At 59.3% G+C, this 24,626-nt stretch carries 28 protein-coding genes; 23 read left to right on the top strand and 5 right to left on the bottom strand.

Annotation, left to right across the window (positions count from 1 at the left end; all coding sequences use genetic code 11):
• Positions 1–93: 93 nt before the first annotated feature.
• The 5 genes from pta (at position 94) to C1725_RS12655 (ending at position 4,271) form a co-directional block, all read left to right on the top strand.
• The gene (pta, locus tag C1725_RS12675) at positions 94–1,092 is read left to right on the top strand and encodes a phosphate acetyltransferase (protein WP_102411958.1); all 999 of its coding nucleotides are present in this window, start codon (positions 94–96) and stop codon (positions 1,090–1,092) included.
• Positions 1,093–1,163: 71 nt separating this feature from the next.
• Positions 1,164–2,360, top strand: coding sequence for an acetate/propionate family kinase (locus C1725_RS12670; protein ID WP_102411957.1), 1,197 nt, complete (start codon positions 1,164–1,166; stop codon positions 2,358–2,360).
• Between the two features lie 85 nt (positions 2,361–2,445).
• Positions 2,446–2,958 (top strand): YceD family protein, encoded by a 513-nt coding sequence (locus C1725_RS12665; protein WP_102411956.1) that lies wholly within the window; start codon positions 2,446–2,448, stop codon positions 2,956–2,958.
• Between the two features lie 3 nt (positions 2,959–2,961).
• Entirely contained in the window at positions 2,962–3,159 is a 198-nt protein-coding gene (rpmF, locus tag C1725_RS12660) for a 50S ribosomal protein L32 (protein WP_102411955.1), read from the top strand.
• A 77-nt stretch (positions 3,160–3,236) separates the two neighbouring features.
• Positions 3,237–4,271, top strand: a complete 1,035-nt coding sequence (locus C1725_RS12655; RefSeq protein ID WP_102411954.1) for an alcohol dehydrogenase catalytic domain-containing protein — start codon at positions 3,237–3,239, stop codon at positions 4,269–4,271.
• A gap of 75 nt (positions 4,272–4,346) precedes the next feature.
• Here the strand turns inward: C1725_RS12655 and C1725_RS12650 are convergent, their stop codons facing one another.
• Positions 4,347–5,810 carry an ATP-binding protein gene (locus C1725_RS12650; protein WP_346026891.1) on the bottom strand — a complete coding sequence of 488 codons (1,464 nt, stop codon included), beginning with the start codon at positions 5,808–5,810 and terminating at the stop codon, positions 4,347–4,349.
• Between the two features lie 5 nt (positions 5,811–5,815).
• On the bottom strand, positions 5,816–6,499 hold the full coding sequence (locus C1725_RS12645; protein ID WP_102411952.1) for a response regulator: 684 nt from the start codon (positions 6,497–6,499) through the stop codon (positions 5,816–5,818).
• 156 nt (positions 6,500–6,655) lie between these two features.
• On the opposite strand from C1725_RS12645, the gene C1725_RS12640 reads away from it, so the two are divergent.
• From C1725_RS12640 to C1725_RS12585, 12 genes are all read left to right on the top strand, one after another.
• Positions 6,656–7,474, top strand: coding sequence for a hypothetical protein (locus C1725_RS12640; RefSeq protein WP_102411951.1), 819 nt, complete (start codon positions 6,656–6,658; stop codon positions 7,472–7,474).
• Positions 7,475–7,556: 82 nt separating this feature from the next.
• Positions 7,557–8,096: a hypothetical protein gene (locus C1725_RS12635; RefSeq protein WP_102411950.1), complete on the top strand. Its 540-nt coding sequence runs from the start codon at positions 7,557–7,559 to the stop codon at positions 8,094–8,096.
• A 97-nt stretch (positions 8,097–8,193) separates the two neighbouring features.
• Complete coding sequence (locus C1725_RS12630) at positions 8,194–8,544, top strand: helix-turn-helix domain-containing protein (protein ID WP_102410379.1); 351 nt, start codon at positions 8,194–8,196, stop codon at positions 8,542–8,544.
• A complete protein-coding gene (locus C1725_RS12625) occupies positions 8,541–9,383 on the top strand; it encodes an IS3 family transposase (protein ID WP_102411949.1) in 843 nt (280 codons plus the stop codon). Before C1725_RS12630 ends, C1725_RS12625 begins: the two co-directional genes overlap by 4 nt.
• A gap of 163 nt (positions 9,384–9,546) precedes the next feature.
• A complete protein-coding gene (locus tag C1725_RS12620) occupies positions 9,547–9,867 on the top strand; it encodes a helix-turn-helix transcriptional regulator (protein ID WP_102411948.1) in 321 nt (106 codons plus the stop codon).
• On the top strand, positions 9,857–10,477 hold the full coding sequence (locus tag C1725_RS12615) for a DUF1700 domain-containing protein (protein ID WP_346026640.1): 621 nt from the start codon (positions 9,857–9,859) through the stop codon (positions 10,475–10,477). The genes C1725_RS12620 and C1725_RS12615 overlap by 11 nt, the downstream gene beginning before the upstream one ends.
• On the top strand, positions 10,474–11,304 hold the full coding sequence (locus tag C1725_RS12610) for a hypothetical protein (protein ID WP_102411946.1): 831 nt from the start codon (positions 10,474–10,476) through the stop codon (positions 11,302–11,304). The genes C1725_RS12615 and C1725_RS12610 overlap by 4 nt, the downstream gene beginning before the upstream one ends.
• Positions 11,305–11,426: 122 nt before the next feature.
• Complete coding sequence (locus tag C1725_RS12605; protein ID WP_102411945.1) at positions 11,427–12,221, top strand: MerR family transcriptional regulator; 795 nt, start codon at positions 11,427–11,429, stop codon at positions 12,219–12,221.
• A gap of 95 nt (positions 12,222–12,316) precedes the next feature.
• Positions 12,317–14,098: a flavocytochrome c gene (locus C1725_RS12600; RefSeq protein WP_102411944.1), complete on the top strand. Its 1,782-nt coding sequence runs from the start codon at positions 12,317–12,319 to the stop codon at positions 14,096–14,098.
• Between the two features lie 163 nt (positions 14,099–14,261).
• Positions 14,262–14,711 (top strand): MarR family transcriptional regulator, encoded by a 450-nt coding sequence (locus tag C1725_RS12595; protein ID WP_102411943.1) that lies wholly within the window; start codon positions 14,262–14,264, stop codon positions 14,709–14,711.
• Complete coding sequence (locus C1725_RS12590) at positions 14,708–16,033, top strand: MATE family efflux transporter (protein WP_102411942.1); 1,326 nt, start codon at positions 14,708–14,710, stop codon at positions 16,031–16,033. The genes C1725_RS12595 and C1725_RS12590 overlap by 4 nt, the downstream gene beginning before the upstream one ends.
• An 18-nt stretch (positions 16,034–16,051) precedes the next feature.
• The gene (locus tag C1725_RS12585; protein WP_102411941.1) at positions 16,052–16,711 is read left to right on the top strand and encodes a GNAT family N-acetyltransferase; all 660 of its coding nucleotides are present in this window, start codon (positions 16,052–16,054) and stop codon (positions 16,709–16,711) included.
• A gap of 57 nt (positions 16,712–16,768) precedes the next feature.
• Here C1725_RS12585 and feoB read toward each other — a convergent pair whose 3' ends face one another.
• The 3 genes from feoB to C1725_RS12570 all read right to left on the bottom strand — a co-directional run bounded on the left by feoB (position 16,769) and on the right by C1725_RS12570 (position 20,101).
• The gene (gene feoB, locus C1725_RS12580) at positions 16,769–18,904 is read right to left on the bottom strand and encodes a ferrous iron transport protein B (protein ID WP_102411940.1); all 2,136 of its coding nucleotides are present in this window, start codon (positions 18,902–18,904) and stop codon (positions 16,769–16,771) included.
• Positions 18,895–19,164, bottom strand: coding sequence for a FeoA domain-containing protein (locus C1725_RS12575; RefSeq protein WP_102411939.1), 270 nt, complete (start codon positions 19,162–19,164; stop codon positions 18,895–18,897). The genes feoB and C1725_RS12575 overlap by 10 nt, the downstream gene beginning before the upstream one ends.
• Positions 19,165–19,519: 355 nt before the next feature.
• Positions 19,520–20,101 (bottom strand): AAA family ATPase, encoded by a 582-nt coding sequence (locus tag C1725_RS12570; RefSeq protein WP_102411938.1) that lies wholly within the window; start codon positions 20,099–20,101, stop codon positions 19,520–19,522.
• Positions 20,102–20,302: 201 nt separating this feature from the next.
• Here C1725_RS12570 and ylxM point away from each other — a divergent pair, with 201 nt between their 5' ends.
• The 6 genes from ylxM to C1725_RS12540 all read left to right on the top strand — a co-directional run bounded on the left by ylxM (position 20,303) and on the right by C1725_RS12540 (position 24,588).
• Positions 20,303–20,668, top strand: coding sequence for a YlxM family DNA-binding protein (ylxM, locus tag C1725_RS12565; RefSeq protein ID WP_102411937.1), 366 nt, complete (start codon positions 20,303–20,305; stop codon positions 20,666–20,668).
• Complete coding sequence (gene ffh, locus C1725_RS12560) at positions 20,658–21,989, top strand: signal recognition particle protein (protein ID WP_102411936.1); 1,332 nt, start codon at positions 20,658–20,660, stop codon at positions 21,987–21,989. Before ylxM ends, ffh begins: the two co-directional genes overlap by 11 nt.
• Positions 21,990–22,055: 66 nt before the next feature.
• Positions 22,056–22,304, top strand: a complete 249-nt coding sequence (rpsP, locus tag C1725_RS12555) for a 30S ribosomal protein S16 (protein WP_102411935.1) — start codon at positions 22,056–22,058, stop codon at positions 22,302–22,304.
• Positions 22,305–22,340: 36 nt separating this feature from the next.
• Complete coding sequence (locus tag C1725_RS12550) at positions 22,341–22,568, top strand: KH domain-containing protein (protein ID WP_102411934.1); 228 nt, start codon at positions 22,341–22,343, stop codon at positions 22,566–22,568.
• 68 nt (positions 22,569–22,636) lie between these two features.
• Complete coding sequence (rimM, locus tag C1725_RS12545) at positions 22,637–23,188, top strand: ribosome maturation factor RimM (protein ID WP_346026639.1); 552 nt, start codon at positions 22,637–22,639, stop codon at positions 23,186–23,188.
• Between the two features lie 65 nt (positions 23,189–23,253).
• Positions 23,254–24,588, top strand: a complete 1,335-nt coding sequence (locus tag C1725_RS12540) for a hypothetical protein (protein ID WP_102411932.1) — start codon at positions 23,254–23,256, stop codon at positions 24,586–24,588.
• The last annotated feature ends 38 nt before the right edge of the window (positions 24,589–24,626 follow it).

Below are 24,626 nucleotides of genomic sequence, written 5' to 3'. Positions count from 1 at the left end.
TTTTCAAAAAACGCTTTTTCCTGTATAATATAGGATGATTTCTACAATGAAACCAACTCTTTACTATAGTACCACGTCGAGGAGGATTTGAACATGTCTGTCATTGAAAAGATTAAGGCGAAGGCGGCTGCCGACATCAAGCACATCGTGCTGGCCGAGGGTACGGAGCCCCGTACGGTGCAGGCGTCCGCGAAGATCGTCGAGCAGAAGCTTGCGAAGGTGACGCTGGTCGGCGCCAAGGCCGAGGTGGAGGCCAAGGCACAGGAGCTGGGCGTGAACCTGTCGGGCGTTTCCATCGTCGATCCCGCTACCTGCGAGAAGACCCCGGCTTACGCGCAGAAGCTCTTCGAGCTGCGCCAGAAGAAGGGCATGACGCTGGAGCAGGCGACCGAGCTGGTGACGAAGAACACGCTTTACTTCGCTACGATGATGCTGAAGATGGACGACGCGGACGGCATGGTCGCGGGCGCGATCAACACCACCGGCGACGTGCTCCGCCCGGCGCTGCAGATCGTCAAGACGGCCCCCGGCATCAAGGTCGTCTCCTCCTGCTTCCTGATGGACGTGCCCAACAAGAAATACGGCGACGACGGCGTGATGGTCTTTGGCGACTGCGCGGTCATCCCCAACCCCACGGCAGAGGAGCTGGCCGCGATCGCGGTTTCTTCCGCGCAGACCGGCAGGGCGCTGGCGGACCTCGACCCGCGCGTGGCGCTGCTTTCCTTCTCCACGAAGGGTTCGGCCAAGCACGAGAACGTCACCAAGGTGCAGGAAGCGACCCGGATTGCACATGAGATCGCCCCCGACCTGAACGTAGACGGCGAACTGCAGGCAGACGCCGCGCTGGTAGAATCCGTCGGCCAGCTCAAGAGCCCGGGCAGCCCCGTCGCCGGCAAGGCGAACGTGCTGGTCTTCCCGGACTTGCAGGCGGGCAACATCGGCTACAAGCTGGTGCAGCGCTTGGCGGGCGCAGAGGCGGTCGGCCCGATCATCCAGGGTCTGGCCAAGCCCGTGAACGACCTTTCCCGCGGCTGCTCGGTAGACGACATCGTCTCCGTCGTTGCAATCGCGGCGGTCAAGGCACAGGGCTGAGATACAGGCAGCGGGGCGCACGCCGTGCGCCCCGTCGTATATGAAATACGTATTGGGTAGGAGAGTTGTACATGAAAATCTTGGTTATCAACGCGGGTTCTTCGTCGCTCAAGTATCAGTTGATCGACATGGAGGGCGAGACCGTCGAGGCGAAGGGCCAGGTCGAGCGCATCGGCATCGAGGGCACGCACTTCAAGCAGAAGGTCGCAGACAAGGTCATCGACTATGAACGCAACATGAAGGATCACGTCGAGGCCATCGAAGCGGTCATGGCGGCGCTGACGGACGCGGAGAAGGGCGCCATCAAGAGCATGGACGAGATCTCGGCGGTCGGCCACCGCGTGCTGCACGGCGGCGAGACGTTCAAGGAATCCGTTCTGGTGACGGAGGAGACGATGAAGGGCATGAAGGAGCTCGTGCCGCTGGGGCCGCTGCACATGCCCGCGAACCTCATGGGCATCGAGTCCTGCCAGAAGGTCATGCCCAATACGCCCAACGTCGCGGTGTTCGACACGGCGTTTCACCAGACCATGCCGCCCAAGGCGTTTTTGTACGCGATTCCCTACGACTACTACAAGCGCCTCAAGATTCGCCGGTACGGCTTCCACGGCACCAGCCACCGCTACGTCGCCAGCATCGTGCCGGACATGTTGGGCAAGAAGCCGGAGGACTGCAAGTTCGTCATCTGCCACCTGGGCAACGGCTCCTCGCTTTCCGCCATCAAGGGCGGCAAGTGCGTGGATACCTCGATGGGCCTGACGCCGCTGGAAGGCGTCATTATGGGCTCGCGCTCGGGCGACCTGGATCCCGCGGTGCTCGAGTGCATCATGGAAAACGACCACATCACCGACATTCACGAGATGCTGAACATCCTGAACAAGAAGTCCGGCCTCGCGGGCCTCTCGGGTCTCAGCAGCGACATGCGCGACGTGCGCGGCGCGTCGGAGAAGGGCGATCCGATGGCCATTACGACGATGGAAGCGTGGGGCTATCGCATCCGCAAGTACATCGGCGCTTATGCGGCGGCGATGGGCGGTCTGGATGCGATCGTGCTGACGGCCGGCATCGGCGAAAACGACGCCGTGGCCCGCAGCTACGTCATTCAGGATCTGGAGTTCCTGGGCGCGAAGCTCGACCCGAAGAAGAACGTCACCGGCGCTTCCGGCGTGATTTCGACGGACGATTCCACCTGCAAGGTCATTGTGGTGGCGACCAACGAAGAGCTGCCGATCGCACGCGATACCAAGGCGATCGTCGAGGCGCTGTAAAGCGCGCTAAAAAGCCGCACAGGTATTGACAAAGAAGAGGACAACCGTTATAATATCGGATGGTTGACTTTTCGAGGTGAAACGTATGCAGCTAGACATCAGCAAGGCGCTTAAAGCCCCGGGCGAGGAATTCGACTTCGCGGTCGTGGAGTCGCACGCGCCGGAAGAATGGCACGGAGACGAGCTCGTCTTCACGTCGCCCGTTTCTTTATCGGGTGTGTTTGCTGCTGCGGGGGAATCCATTCTGTTGCGCGGCGAGGTGAAGGCCACGATCACCGTTCCCTGCGCCGACTGCCTTGAACCTGCTGTCCTTCCGGTCAGCGCAAAGGTAGACGAGGTCTTTACGCGCGAGGAAGATCCCGACGACCCTGACCGGTTTACGTACGAGGGGCATGTGCTGCATCTGGACGACCTCGTGCTCGGTGCCATTCTGTTGGAATTGCCGATGCGCATTCTGTGCAGGCCCGACTGCAAAGGCCTCTGTCCCGTGTGCGGTGCAAACCTCAACCAGACCCAATGTTCATGCCAGAAAGAAATGCCATCCAAACAGCCCTTTGCGGCGTTGGCATCCTTGCTGAATCAGGATGAGGAGGTGTAAGTCATGGCTACTCCGAAGGGGAAAATTTCTAAGTCTCGCGGCCGTATGCGCCGTGCTAACTGGAAGCTGTCCGCGCCCGGCATCGTCAAGTGCCCGCGCTGCCAGCAGATGAAGCTCAGCCACCGCGTGTGCAAGCACTGCGGCTACTACGATGGCAAGCAGGTCATCGCTGTGGAAGCTGAAAACGAGAAGAAGGCGTAAGCTTTCTCCAATCAGGCGGCAACCCCGCGTCCTTGAGTGGGCGCGGGGTTTTGCCGTATCAGGGAGGGGGAGAATCGATGAAGGCTGTCGTCTACAAGCAAAAGGGCGTATTCGAGCTGGAAGAGCGCCCGATGCCGCGCATCCTCGATCCCCGGGACGCCATCGTGCGGGTGACGCTGTGCTCGATCTGCTCCAGCGACCTGCACATCAAGCATGGCAGCGTGCCGCGCGCCGAGCCCGGCGTCGTCGTAGGCCATGAGATGGTCGGCGTGGTGACCGAGACGGGGGAAGCCGTCGCGGGCTTCCGGGCAGGCGATCGCGTCACGGTCAACGTGGAGACGTTCTGCGGCGAATGCTTTTACTGCAAACGCGGCTTTGTGAACAACTGCGTATGCGGCGGATGGGAACTCGGCGGCCGAATCGACGGCGGACAGGCGGAATACGTGCGCGTGCCTTTTGCGGATTGCGGGCTTGATCGCATCCCGGAGGGCGTAAGCGATGAAGCGGCGCTCTTCACCGGCGATATCCTCGCCACGGGCTACTGGGCTGCGAAGATCGGCGGAATCGGCGCAGGCGATACGGTGGCCGTGCTGGGGGCCGGGCCGACAGGGCTGTGTGCCATGGCTTGTGCAAAGCTGTATCATCCCGCGCACGTCGTCGCGGTGGACTTGCGCGAGGATCGGCTCGCGCTGGCACAAAGGGAGGGCTTTGCGGACATCGCCCTGAATGCAGCGCAAACGGACGTAGCGGCTGCTTTGCGGGAAATGACGGAAGGACGCGGCGCGGACGTCGTGATAGAGGCTGCAGGCGGCAGGGATACGCTGCAGACCGCCTGGCAGGTCGCCCGTCCGAATGCGACGGTCTGCATCGTCGCGCTGTACGAATCCCCGCAGGCGCTGCCCCTTCCGCAGATGTACGGCAAGAACCTGACCTTCAAGACCGGGGGTGTGGATGCCTGCGACTGCGGAGAAATTCTGCGGCTCATCGCTGCGGGAAAGATCGACATGCGGCCGCTGATTACCCATACCTTGAGCCTGGATCGGGCGATGGAGGCTTATGACCTCTTTGAACAGAGACGAGACAACGTCATTAAGGTGGCATTGAAACCGTAAACAAAAGACAAAGGCCACCGGTAGCGAAAACGCATGCGTTTTCGATCCGGCAGCCTTTGCTTGCTTAGTCCTTCCTTACGCGGCAGGAAAATGGAAACGGAAGGACGTTCCCCCGCCCAGCTCGCTTTCCACTTCAATTTCGATGCCGTGCCGGCGGGCAATTTCGCGTACGATCGCGAGGCCCAGGCCTGTGCTTTCACCGCTGCGGCCTTGCTGGTGATGGAATCTGTCGAAGATCTGCCCTAGATCGCCGGGGTCGATGCCCACTCCGTCGTCCTTTACGATCAGGATGGGCTCATCGGCGAGCAGCGAAAGTTCGATACACCTGCCCGGCGGCGTAAACTTGACCGCGTTGTCGATGACCGCCATCAACATCTGGCGAAGCCGGCTGTAATCGCCCGACATCGTATAGGTTCGCTCGGGTTCCTGACAGGAAAAGCGCAGCCCTTTGGCGCTGCACAGCGTGGTGGCGCTCATCGCGACGTCGCTGAGCAGCTCGCTGAGGTCTACGGGCGCAATTTCGAGCGCGTAATCCGGGCTTTGCAGGCGCGAGAGCTCGAGCAGATCCTGAATCAGCCGCTGGAGCCAGCGGCTTTCCGTGAGCATCTGGCGATAGTAGGCCTGCACGTCTGCGGGCTCGGTCAGGACGCCGTCGCACAGCGCCTCCAGCGAGCCGCGGATTACTGTGACCGGGGTCTTCAATTCATGCGAGATGTTGGAAAAAAAGACCTGCTGCTGCCGGTGCAGACGTTCGTCCATGCTGCGCGCCTCTTCAAGCCGCTGCGCGAGCACGTCCATCGATCTCGCCAGGTTACCGATCTCGTCGTCCTGATGAAAGGTGGTGCGCGTCTCGTACTCTCCCTTAGCGAGCCGCAGCGCGACCTGTTCAAGGGCGGAGATGGGATGGGTGAAGGCATGGGAGAGAAGAAAGGCGAGCAGGGAGGCGACCAGAAAGGCGATGAGGCAGCTGATGATGAGGATGGTATAGCTCGGCACTTGCGCAAAGCCCAGATCGAGCAGGTTGGATTCGAGGACGACGACGCCCAGCACGCGTCCCTTGGCGTTCATGACGGGCATAGCGGTAGAGACGTGCACCTCGCCGTCGCGCCGGGTCTGCAGAAAAGGCGTCTTGCCCATGAAGCCCAGAGCGATGGTCTGTTCCAGATAACCGGCCAGCAGCGGGCGGCGCAGCGTTTTGATGACGCCGTCGAAATTGGCGGTCACGTCGTGGTGGTCGTTGACCAGGTAGATATTGCAGCGCGTGATGTGCTCGAGCAGCGCTAGGTAGGCGCAGAGCATGTCCTCGCGCACGATGAAGGGGTTCTCGTCCAGCGAGGCGTAGTCCGAAGGGGCGATCAATTCCGAAAGGCTTTGGGAGATCGCGTAGGCGTCGCGCTGCATCGTCTTGCTGTAGTGCGTGAGGAGCTGGCGCTTTAAAAGTGCGTTGTACAAGAGCCCCACGAGCAGCGTGAAGACGGCGAGGAGCAGGGCGATCAGGCACATGAGCCGGGCGGTGATGCTGCGGCGCGGCGTCCGCATCCTTTTCACGGCAGGAGCCTTTCAAATTTGTAGCCCGCGCCCCAGACCGCGCGGATGGCGAAGAAATCGTGGGGACAGGCGTCGAGCTTGGCGCGCAGGCGCTTGATGTGCGAATCCACCGCGCGGTAATTGCCCGCGTACTCATACCCCCACACGAGGTTGAGCAGGTTTTCGCGGGTGAAGACGCGGCCGGGAGAACTGGCGAGCGTCCACAGCAGCTCTAGCTCGCGGCGCGTCAGGTTCAGCGGCACGCCGTTCAGCGTGGCGCTGAGCGAAGGCAGGTTCAGGACGAGGCCCCCGATGACCAGCGTTTCATTTCCTTTTTCCGGTGTGATGCGCCGCAGCACCGCGCGGACGCGCGCCATGACCTCGCCAGGGGAAAAGGGCTTGACGATGTAATCGTCCGCTCCAATGTCAAGCCCCAAGATGCGTTCGGCATCCTCGTCACGCGCGGTAATCATCAGGATCGGCACATTCGACGTCCGGCGGATGCGGCGGCAGACTTCCAGCCCATCGATGCCCGGCAGCATGATATCCAGCAGAATCAGGCAGGGCGAAGCTCCGGCAAAGAGGGCGAGCGCTTCCTCGCCCGACTTGGCGAGAATCGCTTCCATGCCGTCCCTGCGGATATACTGCGCGAGAATCGAACAAATCTGTTCGTTGTCGTCTACCACGAGGATAGGGTTCATGCGATGCGCCTCCTGCCTGTATTGATGACGGTCTTATTGTAGAGGGACTGGAATGCTTTGTCAAGAAATTCACTTACGGATCACTTTTTTTCCCAAATGCCATCATTTTGACATAAAACAGAGATAGACTGAACAAGCGGTCGGGAGGATGAAGGAATGAAACGCTGCATCGGAATCGTGCTGGCCTGGATTCTCGCACTGACGCCGGGCGCCGCCGTGCTGTCCGAGGAGGAAATCTGCGACGGGATTTACCGAGGTTTTTACTACGACGGCGGTATCGAACAGATCGCGATTCAATTCGAGCTCAAGGACGGTCTCTTTGACTCCATCGTGTACAGAGGTATCAAGTATAAGGACGGCGACTACCTCTCCGAGGACGCGAGCGACGCGCAAAAGGCGATTCGTAAGCAGTACATGGAACTGGCCGATTATCTGATCGGCAAAGGGGTCGAGGCGATCGACGACCTGTACAGCCCCTATGGCTTCGTGGAGGACGTGGACGCGGTCACGTCGGCAACCTTCAAGTCCTCCAAGCTGATCTCCGCCCTGTGGGACGGCATCAAGCGCAGGCCCTACAAGATCGTTGGAGAAACGAAGCTTCCGGAGGCGCCGCCCTGCCAGGACGGCATCTACCGCGGCTCCTATATGGAGGACGGGGTGGAAGAGGTCAACGTGGAGTTTGAGGTACGCGACGGACGATTTGTTTCGTTATCCTATCGCGCGCTGCAGTATAAGCATGTCAATTATCTCTCGCCGGATGCGGATGCGCGCGCGCAGGCGGTCGCGTCCCAGTTTCGGCAGGTACTCGGATATCTCGAGGGCAAGGAAATTGCCTGCGTCAACGACCTTTATCAACCGGGAGAGATCGCGGACGACACGGACGCGACGACCGCCGCGACGCTCCGCACGCCGAAATTGATCTCCGCTCTGTGGGACGGCATCAGCCGAAACGCTTACGAGCGCATTGCCGAATAGTGATTCTTTGCTTCCCAAAGCCGCGGTTTGGGGGCAATGAACGATAAGCACCTCAAAGCGATCTGAAAGGAAGAGGAAAACTATGAAAAAGATGATGACGGCACTGCTGGCGGCAGCGATGGTAATCGGATGCATGTCCGGCGCGATGGCGGACAAGACGGGCTTGGGCATCGTGACGGAGGCCGCTTCTTCGGCATCCGCCGCAGAGGGCAAGGACGGCAAGGCCAGCGTGAACTCCACGATTTGCGCGGTGACGCTCGATGACGAAGGAAAGATCGTTTCCATCACCTTCGACGTGGCGCAGACGGCGGTTGCCTTCGACGAAAAGGGCGAGATCAAGACCGACGTGACGGCGGAAATCCCCTCCAAGCGCGAACTGAAGGAGGGTTACGGCATGAAGCCTGCCTCCGCGATCGGCAAGGAATGGTATGAGCAGATGGACGCCCTGGAGGCCTGGTGTGTGGGCAAGACCGTAGAGGAAGTGCTGGGCATGCCGACTTACGACAAGGGCGACGGCCACCACGATTGCGTGCCGGACGACGTGGATCTGAAGACGAGCTGCACCGTCAGCATCGGCGATAACCTCAAGGCGCTGCAGAAGGCTGCCGCGAACGCGAAATAAGCATCGGACGCAAGAGAAGAACGCTGCAAAGGCAATGCTGAACTGCACCCCCAATGTTAGACAGTATGGTATACTGAAAACGTTGGGGGTGCTTTTTATGCCCAAAGGGAAACCAAACAAGCGATACACGCCAGAGTTTAAGACGATAGTGGTAGAAACAATGCAACAGGAAAGGTTGAGTTACAAGGAAGCAGCGCGACAATTCGAGGTTGGAGACGACAAGCGGGTCGCGGCGTGGGAGCGTATTTACCTAACAGAAGGTCCGGAAGGCTTTTGCGTGGAGCGTCGTGGACGCGGGAGTAAGGGACGCCCACCAAGGCTACCTGAAAAAACAGAAGAAGACTTGCTTGCAGAAGTGCAGCGGCTACGAGCGGAGAATGCGTACCTAAAAAACTTGCAAGCCTTGGTTTTGGAAGACGAGCGACGCCAGCACAAAAAACACTGGTGATTCAAAAACTGAGGCAAGATTTTCGGCTGGATCTGCTCCTTTCCATCGCTCAACTCCCGCGTGCCACTTACTATTACCACATAAAGCGACAGGCCGCGCCAGACAAATACGAATTGGAAAAAGAGTTGATATCGGCCATCTATCATGAGCACAGAGGTCGCTACGGCTACCGCCGTATCACAGACGAATTGCGTGACAAAGGTTTTGTCCTCAACCACAAGACGGTACAGCGACTGATGCGTGACCTGAAACTCGTTTGCCGCGTCCGGATGAAAAAATATCATTCCTACAAAGGAGAAATTGGCAAAATCGCTCCAAATCTGCTGGAGCGCAAATTTGAAGCAGAGAAGCCGAATCAAAAGTGGGTGACCGATGTCACAGAGTTCAGTCTCTTGGGGCAAAAACTCTACCTGTCGCCAATCCTCGACCTGTGCAGCCGGGATATCGTCAGCTACACCATTTCGGACAGGCCAGCGCTGTCTATGGTGACAACTATGCTGAACAATGCCTTTGCAAAAATTCCGGATGGAACAAATCTTATCCTACATTCCGACCAAGGCTGGCAGTATCAGCACAAGCAGTACCAAAGAATGCTCAAAGAAAAAGGAATTTATCAGAGCATGAGTCGCAAAGGCAACTGTTTGGACAACGCGGTGATTGAAAGCTTCTTTGGCCTGCTCAAGAGTGAGCTGCTGTATTTGCAGACGTTTCATTCCATGGAACATTTTAAGAATGAACTGACTGACTATCTTGATTACTACAACAACCGTCGTCGCAAGGCAAAGACAATGGGCTTGCCACCTGCGATGCACAGACAGCAAGCCCTTGCGGCTGCTTAATTAAACTATTTGTCTAACTTTTGGGGGTCACTTCATGCCTTTGCGGCGTTTTTTGCGTTCTTTTTTCTTGAATGGAGGTTCTGAAGAAAATCAGATAATATAGTTGACAAGACTATATTATACGGATTATAATATTGAAAAGAAAAAAGATTGGAGGGATCCGATGGCGATTCCGTTGAGCGCCGGTCTGCTGGATGCCTGTGTGCTGGCGATGCTTAAGCATCAGGACCTGTACGGCTACGCGCTGACACAGAATGTGCAAAGCGTCGCGGAAATTTCCGAATCTACGCTGTATCCAGTTCTCCGGAGGCTGCAAAAGGAAGGGTGTCTTTCCACGTACGATCGGCCCTATCAGGGCCGCAATCGCCGTTACTATGCGATAACCCCCCAGGGAAGGGAGAGACTTTTGCAGGCGAGAGCCGAATGGGAGCGTTTTAAGGAGCACATCGATGCATTGTTGGAGGGGAGCGAGGATGTTGAATAAGGATCAGTACCTGAACGAGCTGGAGGTACGTCTGCAGCCGCTCGGGCGGCGGGAACGCCTGAGCGCAATGGAATATTGGACGGAGTACATCGAGGATGCGAGCGCGGAAGATTGGCAGGAGGTGGCGGAGCGGCTTGGTTCGCCGCGAGAGCTGGCAGCTCGGATTTTGCGGGAAGCGGGCGTTCCCAGGGAGGAATCGTCAGGACGGCGCGTCGCGCTGTGGACGCTGACAATTCTCGGTTCTCCGCTGTGGCTGAGCCTGCTGGCGGCGGGCATCCTGCTCGTGGTGGCCGCCGCCATGGTTGCGCTTTGCGCGGTGTTCACGTTTATGCTTGCGCTGGGATGCGGCGTGCTGCTTTTGGCGGTGCTGATGCTCGGCGGGGTGCTCTGCGTGATCTGCGGCGCGGCGGTTTTCGCGCAGCACATCCCGACTGCAGCGTTTTTTATCGGCGTGGGGTTGGTGCTGGCGGCGGGCGGTACGGCGGGCATGCTGGCGTATCTGCCCCTCATCTCCCGCCCGTGGCACGCCTGTCTGCATGCGTTCGAGCGGATTGGGCGGGGACTTAAGGCGATGAGGCGCAAGGTCATGGAAAGGTGGGCGAGAAGATGAAAAAGAAGGCTTTGTGGGCCTGTCTGGCCGCGTTTTTGCTGGGCGTGGCGCTGCTGGTCACGGGGATGAAGTTCGGCGCTGAGCGCACGCTTACGATCGACGGAGACGGCGTACATGTCATAGGGGATATGGTTCGGGATATCCCGGTCGAGCCCTTCCGCTCTCTGGAAATCATGCTGGAAGGATCGCCGGATCAAATTGCCGTCGTACAGGTCGCGCAGGGTACGGAATGGAAGCTTTCGGTATCCGAAACCTTGGACACGGTCTTCGACATCACGCAGGACGAAGGGACGCTGCGCATTCGGCAGGCGCCGGGGAAGGGGAAAATGCAGATCAACCTTGCAGGCTGGCGCGTAAAATCCCCGGAGGTCTGCATCACCGTGCCGGAAGCGCTGGAGGACGTGCGTATTCGGACGTACGGAGCCATCGAGATGGATCAAATCGAAGCGCAGAACATCGATATTATGAACCGGAAGGCACAGGTTTGGCTCCACGAGGTGAAGACGGACCGGTTGGTCGGCAACCTGACCCAATGCTTCATCGGCTTGGATCGGTGTGACGTCGCCTTCAGCACGCTGTACGTTTATGGGGACAAGGAAAAGGAGCTGGAAGGCGTATATGCGGAGGAGCTGGGCGCGGGTGAGCACAACTGGTACGTCTACGACAGCAGCGTCCGTGCCGTGCTCGGCGGCGACCCCGCGAGCTGGTATCTGAATGTCGACGCCAAAGAACAGACGGAGACGATGGTTCACGGCGGTATCGAATCGCCCAACCGCCTGATCCTCGTCTGTCCGGACGGTACGGCGGACGTGCAATTCAAGAAATAGGCGAACACATTGCGGCGGGGCGAAATGGCCTCGCCGCATTCGCCGTATAAAAAGAAGGATTTGGTCGAAGTACGGCGAAGTTTGTGAATAAAATCCCATAGTTGCTATAGGTTGGTGATAACATGCGCTATTACATCGGGGACGTCTCGCGCATCCTCGGGCTCACGCCGGGCGCTCTGCACTACTTTGAGCGCGAAAGCGTCATCGAGACACCCAAGGAAGAGAACGGGCGGCGTTACTACTCCACGGAGGACATCATCCGGCTGATGTCCTATAAAAAATACCGTTCTATGGGCGTTCCGCTCAAGCAGATCGCCCGTCAGTTTTCGCGCGCGGGCGACCCGATAGAGGACATCGCCGACCGACTCGCCCATAGGCGCGAAGACGCGGCGCGCATGGCCGCGCACTACCGTGCGCTTTGCGAGGACATCGGCGAGTTTGAACAGGCGGTCCGCAGCATCTCGGGTCAGCTCGGGCGCTTTAACGTGCGCTCTTCACCGGAGGTATTGCTGCTGCAGCACGAGCCGGATGGGCTGATGACGCACGACAAGCGCGAGCAGGAGCGCACGCAAGAATGGCTGGAGAACATGCCGGCGACACGGCTGGCGGTGACGCTGGACGAGGCCGGGGAACGCGCGTGCTTTGGCTACGTCCTCATGAAGGAGCGGGCGGCAGGTCTCGGTATCGGAGCCGAGCCGCCGGTCGTGCGCGAGTTGCCGGAGCAGATCGCCCTGCACACGATCGTCCGCTGCGACGACCTGTACAGGCAGCCCGCACAGGCATTCGAAGGCGTCCTCTCCTATATGAAGGAACACGGCTTCAAGCGAACAGGTACGGCCTGGGGCTACATCGTGGTGGTGGACTGCAGCCATGGCATCCGGGAAACCTATGTGGAGCTATGGGTTCCCTTTAACTAAAAAAAATGGAAAATAGGGCTTGAAACAATAGCTGCTATAGGTGCTAGAATAGGGTCATCATCATTGACAATCCGTTGTCAAGAAGGAGGAAGAACATGAAGAAATTCCTGAGCGTGCTGATTGCGCTTGCGATGTTGCTGACGATGTTTGGCGCTGTCGCGATCGCGGAAGCCAAGGAAGGCACCTATGAGGGCACCGGCGTCAGCCAGATCGGCGGCGAGCTGAAGGTGGCCGTGACGGTCGGCGAGGATGGAACGATTGCGGACGTGCAGGTCGTCTCCCATAACGACACCCCCGGCATCTGCGATGCAGCGGTCAGCGGCATTCCGTCCGAGATCGTGGCCCAGCAGAGCCTGGCGGTAGACGCGGTGGCGGGCGCCACCATGACCTCCAACGCAATCCTGGAGGCTGCGACCGCCGCGCTGACGGCCGCGGGCGCCGACATCGACGCGCTGATGGTCAAGAAGGAAGTGGTCGTCGAGCAGGCCGCGGACGTGGAGCTCGAGGCGGACGTCGTGATCATCGGCGCGGGTGGCGCAGGTCTTGCGGCCGCGGTCACCGCGAACGAGGCGGGCAAGACCGTCATCGTGCTGGAGAAGATGCCGAAGGTCGGCGGCAACACGATCCTCGCGGGCGGCGCGCTGAACGCGGTGGACGACCGCAGCGAGACGGCGATCGCCAACAACGACTCCGTCGAGTGGCACTATGAGCAGACGCTCTCCGGCGGCGACTATCAGGGCGATCCGGAGCTCGTGCATACGTTGGTCGCCAATGCCTGGGACGGCGTGGAATGGCTCAAGGGCCTTGGGATGGAATTCATCGAGGGTTCCACGTTCACCGTCACCGGCGGCATGTGGCCGCGCGCGCATAAGCCCGTGATGCCCGTGGGTACCGGCTTTTTCGATACCTACATGAAGTACATCGACAGCCATGACGGCGTGGACGTCATGCTGAATACCCGGGCGGAAGAAATCACCGTGGGCGAGGACGGCCGCGTGAACGGCGTCATTGCCACGGGCGAAACCGGCAACAAGGTCACCGTAAAGGCGAAGAACGGCGTCATCGTCGCGACCGGCGGCTTCTCAAAGAACGTCGAGCTGCGCCAGGCCTACAACATCCAGTGGAAGGATCTGGGCGAGAGCGTCAAGTCCACCAACCACGAGGGAGCGACCGGCGACGCCATCAAGATGCTGATGAAGCTCGGCGCAGACTTCGTACAGATGGGCAACATCCAGCTTCTGCCGCTCGGCGACCCACAGACGGGCAGCCTGTCCGGCAATATCGAGATGAACGTGGAGACCCGCATCTTCGTCAACAAGGAGGGCAACCGCTTCGTCAACGAGGGCGGACGCCGCGACGAGATGACCGCCGCGCTTTTTGAGCAGACGGACAACTGGATGTGGATCATCATGGATTCCGACAAGTATCCGACGGGCGACGAGAAGAACAACTTCAATGAATCGGTCAACGAGCTGATCGCCGCGGGCCGCGCCTATAAGGGCGAGACGCTGGAGGAACTGGCCGCGCAGATCGGCGTGCCCGCCGAGAACCTGGTCGCGGCGGTAGAGGACTTCAACGCGCACGTGGCGAGCGGCGAACCGGATGCTTTCGGCCGCACGCTCTACGAGACCCCGATCGACGACGGCCCGTTCTACGCGGCGGCCCGCGTTCCCACCGTGCACCACACGATGGGCGGCGTGCGCATCAACACAGACGCGCAGGTCATCGATGAGAACGGCAACGTGATCCCCGGCCTGTACGCGGCGGGCGAGGTCACGGGCGGCATCCACGGCAGCAACCGCCTGGGCGGTAACGCGCTGACGGATACCGTGGTGTTCGGACGCATCGCGGGCGCCTCCGCAGCTGCGGCGAAGTAAAACAGGTTAGAATCTCCATGAGCGGCGCCGGAATTCCGGCGCCGCTTTGACGCGGAGGATGCAGCGCTTGGCAAATGTGAGAAGAAGCGCTTGACATCCTCCGCTCTTTTTGTTAAATTAGTTAAGTAAATGAAATTATAATAGCTAAACGAGTGGAGAAGTTATGGATCTGAAGCAAAAAATGAACAGGCTGTATCTGGATCGAGTGATCAACGAACTGCGGCTGGCGAATTACAACAGCTATCAGCACGTCACCTATAACAGCCTTCTGTATCTGGACATCATCGCGTACAGGGAGAACTGCACGGTCAGCTACATCGCGCAGGTGCTTCGGGTTGCGAAATCGGCCGTGACGTTAAAGGTGAAGGAGCTGCAGCGTCAGGGGCTGGTGGAGAAGCGGCAAAGCAGCGGAGACCGGAGAATCTATTATTTAAAGGTCAACGAGACGCTGCGCGAGGAGTACAAGGCGTACGATCGGGTGCTGTACGACGCGCTGGATGAACTCGAACGGACGTATTCGCCGGATCAGGTAAGGCTGCTTTGCGACATGCTCGATTCGATCAACAAAAGGTTTCAAAAAGAAAACGATCAAACGGAGAGGAATTCGGAATGAACGCGCTGGAAAGAAAGATTACCCCCTTGTTTCTCGTAAAATTTACGCTGCCGACCATCGTCATGATGGTCTTTAACTCCTTTTACACCATGGTGGACGGCGGCTTCGTCTCTAATTTTGTCGGAACGGACGCGCTGTCCGCAGTCAACATCGTCTATCCGGTCATAAGTCTCGTACTGGCGGTGGGCATCATGCTGGCAACCGGTGGATGCGCCGTCGTAGCCAAGCAGATGGGCGAGGGGAAGGAGCGCGAGGCCCGGCAGAGCTTTTCCATGCTGTCGGCCGTCGGGGCGGCGTTCGGCATGGCGATTGCCCTCACAGGCGTCGTATTCACAGAGCAGATCGTCGTCGCGCTCGGCGCAAATGAGAGCATTTATGCGTACTGCTACGACTACGCCTTTTATACCAGCCTGTTTTCGCCGTTTGCGATCCTTCAGATCCTGTTTCAGTATTTTTTTGTGGCTGCGGGGCAACCCAATCTGGGGCTCGTCTCCACCGTCCTCGGCGGCATCGCCAATATCGTGCTCGACTATGTCTTCATCGTGCCCCTGGACATGGGCATCAAGGGTGCGGCCATCGCGACGGGAATCGGTTTTGCCATTCCGGCGTTCCTCGGCCTGTTTTACTTCGCGGGCAGGATCAATCCGTCGCTGCATTTCGTCAGGCCCGTCCTTCATGTAAAGACGCTGTTGCAGGCCTGTGCGAACGGTTCCTCGGAGATGGTCTCTAATCTGTCGGTCGCGGTGACCACGTTCCTGTTCAACGTCATGATGATGAGGTACATCGGGGCTGACGGCGTGGCGGCCATCACGATCGTGCTGTATGCGCAGTTTTTGTTTACCGCGGTCTTTCTAGGTTATACCTCCGGCGTGGCACCGCTCATCAGCTTTAACTACGGCGCCCGGAACACGCGCCGGCTGAAAAAGATCTATCGCATGAGCCTGATGTTTACGGCGGCCTGTTCCGCAGTCGCAGCGGTTTTATCCGTCGCACTGGCGGGAACCGTCGTGCGGTTATTCGCGAAGCCGGATACCGGCGTGTATGAACTCGCGATTCACGGCATGTACCTGTTCGCGACCGGATTTCTCTTTATGGGGCTCAATATCTTCGCTTCCGGGCTTTTTACCGCCTTGTCCAACGGCAGGGTATCCGCTATCCTCTCTTTTTTGCGGACCTTTGTGTTTATTGTGGCGGCGGTTTTGATTCTGCCCGCTCTGCTGGGGGTGGATGGCATCTGGCTTTCCATTCCCGCGGCGGAAGGGCTTGCGCTGATTATCTCCGCCGGATGCATGATTCGATTCAAAAAAGTATACGACTATTGAGAAAACGGAGGAAAAAAGATGAACGATATTTCATTTCGCCGTGAACAACCGGCGGATTACCGGGCAGTGGAAGAATTGACGCGGGCGGCCTTCTGGAATCACTACGCGCCCGGCTGCGACGAGCATTATCTCGTGCACATCATGCGGAACGCGGCAGACTTTATTGCCGATTTGGACGTGGTCGCCATGGTGGACGGGCGAATCGTCGCCAGCATCCTGTACACGAGGGCCGCTATTGCGTGCGACAGCGGAGAAAAAAAGGAAGTCCTCTGTTTCGGACCGGTTTCCGTTTCGCCCAAGGTTCAAGGACGGGGAATCGGAACGCGCCTGATCGAGCACACCCAGGCGCTCGCACGGAACATGGGGTATCGCGCCATCCTCATCTACGGCGATCCGGAATTTTATAAAAGGGTAGGCTTTGTACCGGCGGAAACCTATCGCATTGGCACGGCGGACGATACCTATGCCGACGCACTGCTCGCCTGCGAATTGGCGCCGGGCGCGCTGTCGGAATGCGCAGGGCGCTTTATCGAAAGTCCTGTATTTCAAATCGATCCGCAGAAGGCAGCGGCCTTCGACGCACGCTTTCCGCAGCGGGAAAAACAGGAGGGCCTTGTCTCGCAGAGGCGCTTTTTGGATCTGGCCCAGAGGAGAAGGCCGCGTGAAAGGACGACGTAATTACAAAACCGTCCAAGGCTCCCCCAAGAGGCCTTGGACGGTTTTGTCCATATCAGCTTATGAAATCAACCCAGCGAGGCGGGCGAAGCCGGCTACGAGCATGCACAGCACCATGCCGATGACGGTCGGCAGGAGAAACGCGATAGCCGTCCATTTGACGCTGCCCGTTTCCTTGTGAATGGTCAGAATCGTCGTGGAGCAGGGCCAGTGGAAGAGCGAGAAGAGCATGGTACAAAGCGCGGTGACCCAGGTCCAGCCATTTTGCACGAGCAGCAGGCGCAGCGCGTCCAGACTGTCCATTTCGGCCAGCACGCCGGTTTGCAGATATCCCATGATCGCCAGCGGCAGCACGATTTCGTTGGCCGGGAACCCCAGGATAAAGGACGTCAGCAGTACGCCGTCCATGCCCATGAGGCGTCCCAGCGGATCGAGAAAGCCGTTCAGACGCGCCATCAGCGACATGCCGCCGACGGAGACGTTCGCCAGAAACCAGATCAGCAGTCCGGCAGGCGCAGCGACCGCGGCGGCGCGGCCCAGAACAAAGAGCGTGCGGTCAAAGACCGAACGGACGATGACGCGGCCGATCTGCGGGCGGCGGAAGGGCGGAAGCTCCAGCGTGAAGGAGGAGGGAACCCCCTTGAGCACCGTCGCCGAAAGCAGCCGGGACGCCAGAAACGTCACCAGCAGGCAGAGCACGATCAGCGCGGTGAGCATGAGGGCGCTCGCGGCAGACCCGCCGAGGAAGGCACCGGAGCCCAGAAAGAACATCGTGATGAGCTGAATGAGGGTGGGGAATCGCCCGTTGCAGGGGACGAGCGCGTTCGTGAGAATCGCGATCAACCGCTCGCGGGGGCTGTCGATGATGCGGCAGCCGATGACGCCCGCAGCGTTACAGCCAAATCCCATGCATACGGTGAGAGCTTGCTTGCCGCAGGCGTGACAGCGCTTAAAGCAGCCATCCAGGTTGAACGCGATGCGCGGCAGGAAGCCGACGTCTTCCAACAGGGTAAAGAGCGGGAAGAAGATCGCCATGGGCGGCAGCATAACGCTGACGACCCATGCCAGCACGCGGTAAACGCCGAGTACTAGCAGCCCGTGCAGCCATTCGGGCGCATTCAATGCGTGAAAAGCGTCCGTGAGGCGATCCTGTACCCAGAAAAGTCCGTCCGCCAGCATCTGCGAGGGAACGTTGGCGCCCGAGATCGTGAGGTAGAAGACGAGCGACAGCAGCAGGAGCATGATCGGGATGCCGGTTAAGCGTCCCGTCAGAATGCGGTCCAGCGTCAGCTGACGGCGTCCGTACTGCGCGTCCCCGATATGTACGGCCGATGCGCACACGCGCTCCGCCTCGCGATAGACGGCTCCGATGAGCGCGCTCTCGATTTGCGGGCCGGTCAGACAAAGCGTGGAGCGGGATTCTGCCGCCGCCGCGAGCAGCTCCGGCGTGCGGATGGGCCCCAAGTGCGCTTCCAGCGCCGACAACACGGACTCGTTGCCCTCGAGCAGGCGAAGGGCCGCCCAGCGGACATCTACCCGGCCTTGCAGGGAAGGTTCCAGCATACCGGCGAGCTTATGAGCTTCGGCCTCAATGGCGTCAGGATAGACGGCGCGGTGCACCTCCCGCGGAGCTTCTTTGACGACTTCGCCCACGCGATCCATGAGCTTTGCCAGCCCTCGGCCGCCGCGCGCGCTGGTGCCGACGACGGGGATGCCGAGCTGACGTTCTAATGCCGCCGTATCCACGTGGATCTGCTTCTTCGCGGCTTCATCCATGAGGTTGATACAGGCGACGACGTTCGGCGTGAGCTCCATCACCTGCAGCAGCAGGTTCATGTTCCGTTCCAGGCAGGTTGCGTCGCAGACGACGACCGCTGCGTCCGCCCCGCCGAAGCAGAGGAAGTCACGGGCGACTTCCTCTTCGGCGGAGTGGGCGGTCAGGGAATAAGCGCCCGGTATGTCCACCAGCGCATACGCTCGGCCCTTGTGCCGGCAGATGCCCTGGGCACTGGCGACCGTCTTTCCGGGCCAGTTTCCCGTATGCTGGTGCATGCCGGTCAGCGCGTTGAAGACGGTGCTCTTTCCGACATTGGGATTTCCGGCAAGCGCGACGACGGCCGTATCCTCATCCGGGCGCAGGACCGTCAGCATCTCTTCGCGTGCGTGGGTTCCGGTCGATGAAGCCGTCAGGCCCATGCGCTCACCTCCCGGAGGATCGGGCTTTCGTCCGGTTCGATTTCTACGGCGCGCGCATCTTCGCTCCTGAGGGCGATCACTGCGCCGCGCACGAGGTAAGCGCGCGGGTCGCCGCCGGGCGCTTTGTATAGGCAGGTCACGGAAGTACCGGGGGTGAAGCCGATGTCCAGTAAGCGGCGGCTCATCGCGTCCCCTCCCGGCACGCGCAGAATGTGCGCGCTTCTTCCTGTGGGAATGTCATATAAGCTGGATGTGTTCATTCTGCATCCCTCCAAGCGGAAGTATCGCGGGGGCGTACGCCTCCTGCTTTTACTGTATGTGAAAGGCGCAGAAGCGTGAGAAAAACGGAGCAGCAAAACAGAGCCGCAGTACCGTTTGATATAATTGACAAAGTATCGTCGTGTAAGAGGAAATGCATGAAGAGGAAACGCCTCTTTAGATGAAATCAAATCGACCGGCTTTGCCGGTCGGGAGGGCGTTTTTCAGAGCCAGTGCGCGGCTTCTGCGGAGAAAAACTTTTTACGTGACCTTCGCGCAATCGGAGTTTTCATTTTGCACAAGGTCATCGGCGAAGTCGATGGCCGGAAACGAAGCCGCAGTTCCCTTAACAAGTTCTTATTGAAGCAGGCGCACCGTCCGGCTCAGCGAGCGCTCGAATTGCTCAGACGTGGAGTTTTCAAAGATGATGAGATCGCTGGGGTCATCCGGATCGTCCAGCTCCAGGGGTACTTCAAAGTTGACGCGGCGGATGTATTCGTCCCAATTCGCCAGCTTCCAGGTGTCGCGGTCGCTGGCGCGCTGAATCATGCGTGCGTGTACGACCTCGACATCCGTCTGCACCCAGACGACGTACAGCTTCGCGCCCTTTTCAGCGAGGCGCCTGCGCAGGGCGGCGATGTAGACCCTATCGCGAATCTCGCGCGAAAAGGGCGCGTTGATGAGGACGGCGTCGTCATAATCCAGCGCTTCCATCGCCAGGTCGACGATGGCTTCGTACTCGTAATCGCGGATGTTTTTCTCAAAAAAATCCGAGCTGCGGTTATACGGCTCCCCGGCGACAGCAAAAATCTGGCTGGACAGGACGATCAGCGTATCCTTATCCAGATAGGCCACATGGGGCAGCGCCTGCGCAAGCTTTTTGGAGACGTACGTCTTGCCACAGGCCGGCGGCGAGACGACGAGAATGAGCTTTTTCATCATTAACCTCCCGTATGAAACGCCGGCAGCGTGCCGGCCGGATTGTAAAAGTCCATCAACAGGCAAGATGTGCAGAAACGAGCCGTTTTACACTGGAAAAGAAACTTGAACGGCATGACAAGGAGAAATGCTTGACAACAGCCAGATACTGCGGTATAATATCCCGCGTGCCAAGAGACCTGGCTTTACGAGGAAAGAAACGTGGAAAAACGCATTGAAACGGCGTGGCTGCTGGAATTTTACGGGCCGTTGCTGACCGGGCGTCAGCGGGAGCTGCTGGCAATGTACTGCGATGAAGACTTATCTCTGACCGAAATCGCCGCGCAGGAGGATATATCCCGCCAGGGCGTGTACGACGCCGTGCACCGCGCACAGCGCCAACTGGACGATTATGAAAAACGACTGGGATTGCTTGCGCGCTACCGGCGAATGACGGATGGGCTTGGGCAATGCCGAAAAATATTGGAAACGGTTTGTGCAACCCAGGGGAGCGAAGAGGCGCTTGCGCAGGCAAAACGCACCATCGAAGCGCTGCTCGCAGACGAGGAGGGACAGAATGGCATTTGAAGGGCTTACGGACAAGCTGCAAAATGCGTTCCAAAAGCTAAAAGGCAAGGGAAAGCTAACGGAGGCCGACGTCAAGGAGGTCATGCGCGAGGTGCGCATGGCGCTTCTGGAGGCCGACGTCAACTATCTGGTCGTTAAAGACTTCATCAAGCGGGCGACGGAGCGCTGTATCGGGCAGGAGACGCTCGAAAGCCTGAGCCCTCAGCAGCAGATCATCAAGATCGTGAACGAAGAGCTGACGGCGGTGATGGGCGGCACGAACGCCAAGCTGACGTTCTCCTCTTCCCCGATCACGGTCTACATGCTCTGCGGCCTGCAGGGCGCCGGCAAGACGACGATGGCGGGCAAGCTGGGCGCGTACCTGAAGAAGCAGGGGAAAAAGCCGCTGCTCGCGGCGTGCGACATCTACCGCCCGGCGGCGATTAAGCAGCTCCAGGTCGTGGGCTCTCAAGTGGACGTACCGGTCTTCGAGCACGGCACGCAGGATCCGGTTAAGACCGCGCGGGAAGCGATCGAGCGCGCGCAGTACTACGGAAACGACGTCATCATCCTGGACACCGCGGGCCGCCTGCACATCGATGAAGCGCTGATGGACGAGCTGGCGCGTATCGAGAAGTCCGTAAAGCCGCAGGAGATCCTGCTGGTGGTCGATGCGATGACCGGTCAGGACGCGGTCAACGTCGCCAAGTCCTTTAACGAAAAGCTGGAGATTTCCGGCGTCATCCTCACGAAGCTGGACGGCGACACCCGCGGCGGCGCGGCGCTGTCGGTGCGTCAGGTGACGGGCAAACCGATCAAGTTTGCGGGCACCGGTGAAAAGCTCGGCGATATCGAGCCCTTCCATCCGGAACGCATGGCCTCGCGCATCCTCGGCATGGGCGACATGCTCTCCCTGATCGAGAAGGCGCAGGAGACGTTCGACGAGGAAGAGTCCGAACAGCTTGCGCGCAAGGTGAAAAACGCCGACCTCACGCTGGAGGACTTTCTCAGCCAGATGCAGCAGATCAAGAAGATGGGCCCGCTTTCCAAGGTGCTCTCGATGCTGCCGGGCATGGGACAGATTAAGGATATCGACATACCGGACAACGCGATGGCCAAGCCGGAGGCGATCATTCGATCCATGACACCGCGCGAACGGGCGCACCCGGAAGTGCTCAACGCGAGCCGCAGGCGGCGCATTGCCGCAGGATCCGGCACCACGGTGCAGGACGTCAACCAGCTCATCCGCCAGTTTGAAAACATGCGCCAGATGATGAAGCAGGCCATGAACGGCCGCCGCGGCAGCAGAGGCCGCATGCGCAAGATGCCCCCGATGGCCTAAAGCTCTCAATCATCACGAGTGATTGCAGATAGATTTACCTTTCTAACATTAAAGGAGGAAAAACAAATGTCCGTTAAGATTCGTCTGAAGAGAATGGGTATGAAGAAGAAGCCGTTTTACCGCGTCGTCGTCGCCGACGAGCGCTGCCCGCGCGATGGCCGTTTTATCGAGGAGATCGGCTATTATAACCCCATCTCCGATCCGGTCGACCTGAAGATCGACAACGAGAAGGCGGCGCAGTGGATGAAGAACGGCGCGCAGCCCACCGACACCGTGCGTGCGCTGCTCAAGAAGACCGGCGCGATTGCGAAGTAAGATTTCCGACCGCCTGAAGAAAAGAGGGCCTGACACATGGAAGAACTGGTACGCTACGTCGCCCGCAGTCTGGTGGATAACCCCGATGCGGTCGATGTCCGCGAGGTGGCGGGGCCGGAGTCTACGATTATCGAGCTTCGCGTCGCGCCCGAAGACATGGGCAAGGTCATCGGCAAGCAGGGCCGCATTGCCAAGGCAATCCGCGCGGTTGTAAAGGCCGCGACAGCCCGCAACGCAAAGCCGGTCTTTGTGGAAATCCTATGAGAACAGCCAAAAGGGGCTCGAGCCGTTCGGCTTGACGCCCCTTATCTTTATCATCGGGCATGAAAGGGATGAAGACGATGCTGAGCAACTATCTGGCCGTCGGGGAGGTCTTGAAGCCGCAGGGCGTACGCGGGGAGGTTAAGGTACAGCCCCTTACGAACGACCCTGACCGTTTTTTTGACCTGAAGGAGGTCTACATAAAGCAGGGGGAGGCGTATGTTTCCCAGAGCGTTTCCTGCCATCGTGTACATGAAGGCTATGCCTACCTGAATTTTGAAGGGGTGGAGGATCGCGACGGCGCAGAGCGCCTGCGCGGAGCGGTGCTCTACGTGGATCGCGCGCATGCCGTCCCCTTGGGCGAGAATGAAAATTTCATCTGCGACCTCATCGGGTGCGAGGCGTTCGACCGCGAGGGGAATCCGGTCGGCATGCTTCGCGACGTGATGCAGCCCGGCGCGAACGACGTGTATGTCTTTCAGACGCCGCGCGGGGAAATGCTGCTGCCTGCGCTCAAGGAGGTCATCCTCAGCGTGGACGTGCAGGAAAAACGCATGGTTTTGGACGAAAGCGCGCTGCCGCGTCTGGCCGTCTATTCGGACGATTCCTCCAGTATCTGCTGATCTATGCAAGAAAAGGCGGCGCGAGCGCGTTTTTTAAATGGATTCAGACAGGAACAGGAGGACTTATGAAGCATCTAAAGCAGATTCTGTCCGCAGTCTTCTGCATGGCTCTGCTGCCCATAGGCGCTGTGCGAGCGGAATTTTCGCAGGGCCTTTCGCGTCTTGAGCAGTTATGGAAAAACGGCGGGCGAATCGAAACACAGATGACGTTTTCGCCGGAGGATTTCCTGTCCGTCGGCGACGAAGGCATGCAGACGCTGCAATCGCTTTTCGAGGGACTGACCATCCGTTATGTGTCGCAGCAATCGGCCGATCGAAGACTGGACGCCTGGACGCTGGCGTACGGCGGTGTGGACTTTGCGGACGCTGAACTGATCAGGACGCCGGACGGCGCGTCGCTTGAAAGCAATCTGCTTCCGGCAAGCGTTCGCGCCCAGAACGAGGCGCAGCTTTGGGAGACGTTGGGCGTAAGCGATGTCTTTCAGATGCTCTTTGCTCTGCGCGCACAGGGTACGCAGGATGCGATGCCCTATGCGGCGGCTACGCCGGGGCAGGCCTACGAGATGCAGATGAGCCTGACGCAGGAACAGATTGAGAACCTGTTCGTCCTGATGTCTCCCCAAATGTCCGAACCCTTCCGGTCGTCGGCTGAGGCCTTGTTGGGCCAATGGACCCTGACGCGCCCCCTGCAGCTCGACTGGACGGCATCGGAGACGGGGGAGCTCGCGCGGCTCAAGGCGAACGCTGCGGCGTCCTGCTCCGGTGGCGATCCGTGGACGCTCAGGCTGGATGTGCGGGTGAAGAACGGAAACGTGGACGCGGAGCTGAATCTGGAGCAGGATAAGCGCAACACGCTTCAAGCCGTATTAGCGGTCGACTCGACGAGCGCGAAGGCGACGCGCAGCAAAGAGGCCGCGAAAACGCAGAAAATCCGCCTGAACGTGTCGGGAAAGCTCGGCGGGTATTCGCGGACGTTCCGTCTCAGCGCGAGCCTAGGCAACACCTACCGGACGAATGACGCAGGGAAGCTTTCGGAAATCCTGAAGAATACGCTGACGATTGGGTATACGGACAAGGACCCCGCGGTACAGATGCTGGGGCTGGGCGATGTCAGCCTCACCGTGAAGGAGCGCGCGGAAGCCGTATCAGGCGAAGCGGCCGAGGACGTCCGCCTGAACGAAACCCTGGACGTTGACCTTTCCTGCGGGGGAAAGCGCATCCTGAAGGGTACGGCGCAAATCGACGTCGCAGGGGCGGAGGCCGTGGAAATCGAGCTTCCGGAATCGACGGGCGCGTCGGGGATGGGCGCGTCGTTGAACGAGCTGCCGCAGCGCCTGCTCGAGCGGCTCTTTCCGCTCCTTCCGGAGGACACAAAAGCGCGCCTTGCAGGCGCAGAATGAATTGCGTTTTGATTTTAAATGCGCTATACTGTTGAAAA

The sequence above is a fragment of the Beduinella massiliensis genome (assembly GCF_900199405.1).
In the GTDB taxonomy this organism is placed as follows: domain Bacteria; phylum Bacillota; class Clostridia; order Christensenellales; family Aristaeellaceae; genus Beduinella; species Beduinella massiliensis.
This window is presented reverse-complemented; position numbering and strand designations above follow the sequence as displayed.

Coding starts and splice junctions, on each gene's coding strand:
- pta (WP_102411958.1), top strand. CDS start 94: ATGTCTGTCATTGAAAAGATTAAGGCGAAGGCGGCTGCCGACATCAAG.
- C1725_RS12670 (WP_102411957.1), top strand. CDS start 1,164: ATGAAAATCTTGGTTATCAACGCGGGTTCTTCGTCGCTCAAGTATCAG.
- C1725_RS12665 (WP_102411956.1), top strand. CDS start 2,446: ATGCAGCTAGACATCAGCAAGGCGCTTAAAGCCCCGGGCGAGGAATTC.
- rpmF (WP_102411955.1), top strand. CDS start 2,962: ATGGCTACTCCGAAGGGGAAAATTTCTAAGTCTCGCGGCCGTATGCGC.
- C1725_RS12655 (WP_102411954.1), top strand. CDS start 3,237: ATGAAGGCTGTCGTCTACAAGCAAAAGGGCGTATTCGAGCTGGAAGAG.
- C1725_RS12650 (WP_346026891.1), bottom strand. CDS start 5,810: ATGCGGACGCCGCGCCGCAGCATCACCGCCCGGCTCATGTGCCTGATC.
- C1725_RS12645 (WP_102411952.1), bottom strand. CDS start 6,499: ATGAACCCTATCCTCGTGGTAGACGACAACGAACAGATTTGTTCGATT.
- C1725_RS12640 (WP_102411951.1), top strand. CDS start 6,656: ATGAAACGCTGCATCGGAATCGTGCTGGCCTGGATTCTCGCACTGACG.
- C1725_RS12635 (WP_102411950.1), top strand. CDS start 7,557: ATGAAAAAGATGATGACGGCACTGCTGGCGGCAGCGATGGTAATCGGA.
- C1725_RS12630 (WP_102410379.1), top strand. CDS start 8,194: ATGCCCAAAGGGAAACCAAACAAGCGATACACGCCAGAGTTTAAGACG.
- C1725_RS12620 (WP_102411948.1), top strand. CDS start 9,547: ATGGCGATTCCGTTGAGCGCCGGTCTGCTGGATGCCTGTGTGCTGGCG.
- C1725_RS12615 (WP_346026640.1), top strand. CDS start 9,857: ATGTTGAATAAGGATCAGTACCTGAACGAGCTGGAGGTACGTCTGCAG.
- C1725_RS12610 (WP_102411946.1), top strand. CDS start 10,474: ATGAAAAAGAAGGCTTTGTGGGCCTGTCTGGCCGCGTTTTTGCTGGGC.
- C1725_RS12605 (WP_102411945.1), top strand. CDS start 11,427: ATGCGCTATTACATCGGGGACGTCTCGCGCATCCTCGGGCTCACGCCG.
- C1725_RS12600 (WP_102411944.1), top strand. CDS start 12,317: ATGAAGAAATTCCTGAGCGTGCTGATTGCGCTTGCGATGTTGCTGACG.
- C1725_RS12595 (WP_102411943.1), top strand. CDS start 14,262: ATGGATCTGAAGCAAAAAATGAACAGGCTGTATCTGGATCGAGTGATC.
- C1725_RS12590 (WP_102411942.1), top strand. CDS start 14,708: ATGAACGCGCTGGAAAGAAAGATTACCCCCTTGTTTCTCGTAAAATTT.
- C1725_RS12585 (WP_102411941.1), top strand. CDS start 16,052: ATGAACGATATTTCATTTCGCCGTGAACAACCGGCGGATTACCGGGCA.
- feoB (WP_102411940.1), bottom strand. CDS start 18,904: ATGGGCCTGACGGCTTCATCGACCGGAACCCACGCACGCGAAGAGATG.
- C1725_RS12575 (WP_102411939.1), bottom strand. CDS start 19,164: ATGAACACATCCAGCTTATATGACATTCCCACAGGAAGAAGCGCGCAC.
- C1725_RS12570 (WP_102411938.1), bottom strand. CDS start 20,101: ATGAAAAAGCTCATTCTCGTCGTCTCGCCGCCGGCCTGTGGCAAGACG.
- ffh (WP_102411936.1), top strand. CDS start 20,658: ATGGCATTTGAAGGGCTTACGGACAAGCTGCAAAATGCGTTCCAAAAG.
- rpsP (WP_102411935.1), top strand. CDS start 22,056: ATGTCCGTTAAGATTCGTCTGAAGAGAATGGGTATGAAGAAGAAGCCG.
- C1725_RS12550 (WP_102411934.1), top strand. CDS start 22,341: ATGGAAGAACTGGTACGCTACGTCGCCCGCAGTCTGGTGGATAACCCC.
- rimM (WP_346026639.1), top strand. CDS start 22,637: ATGAAGACGATGCTGAGCAACTATCTGGCCGTCGGGGAGGTCTTGAAG.
- C1725_RS12540 (WP_102411932.1), top strand. CDS start 23,254: ATGAAGCATCTAAAGCAGATTCTGTCCGCAGTCTTCTGCATGGCTCTG.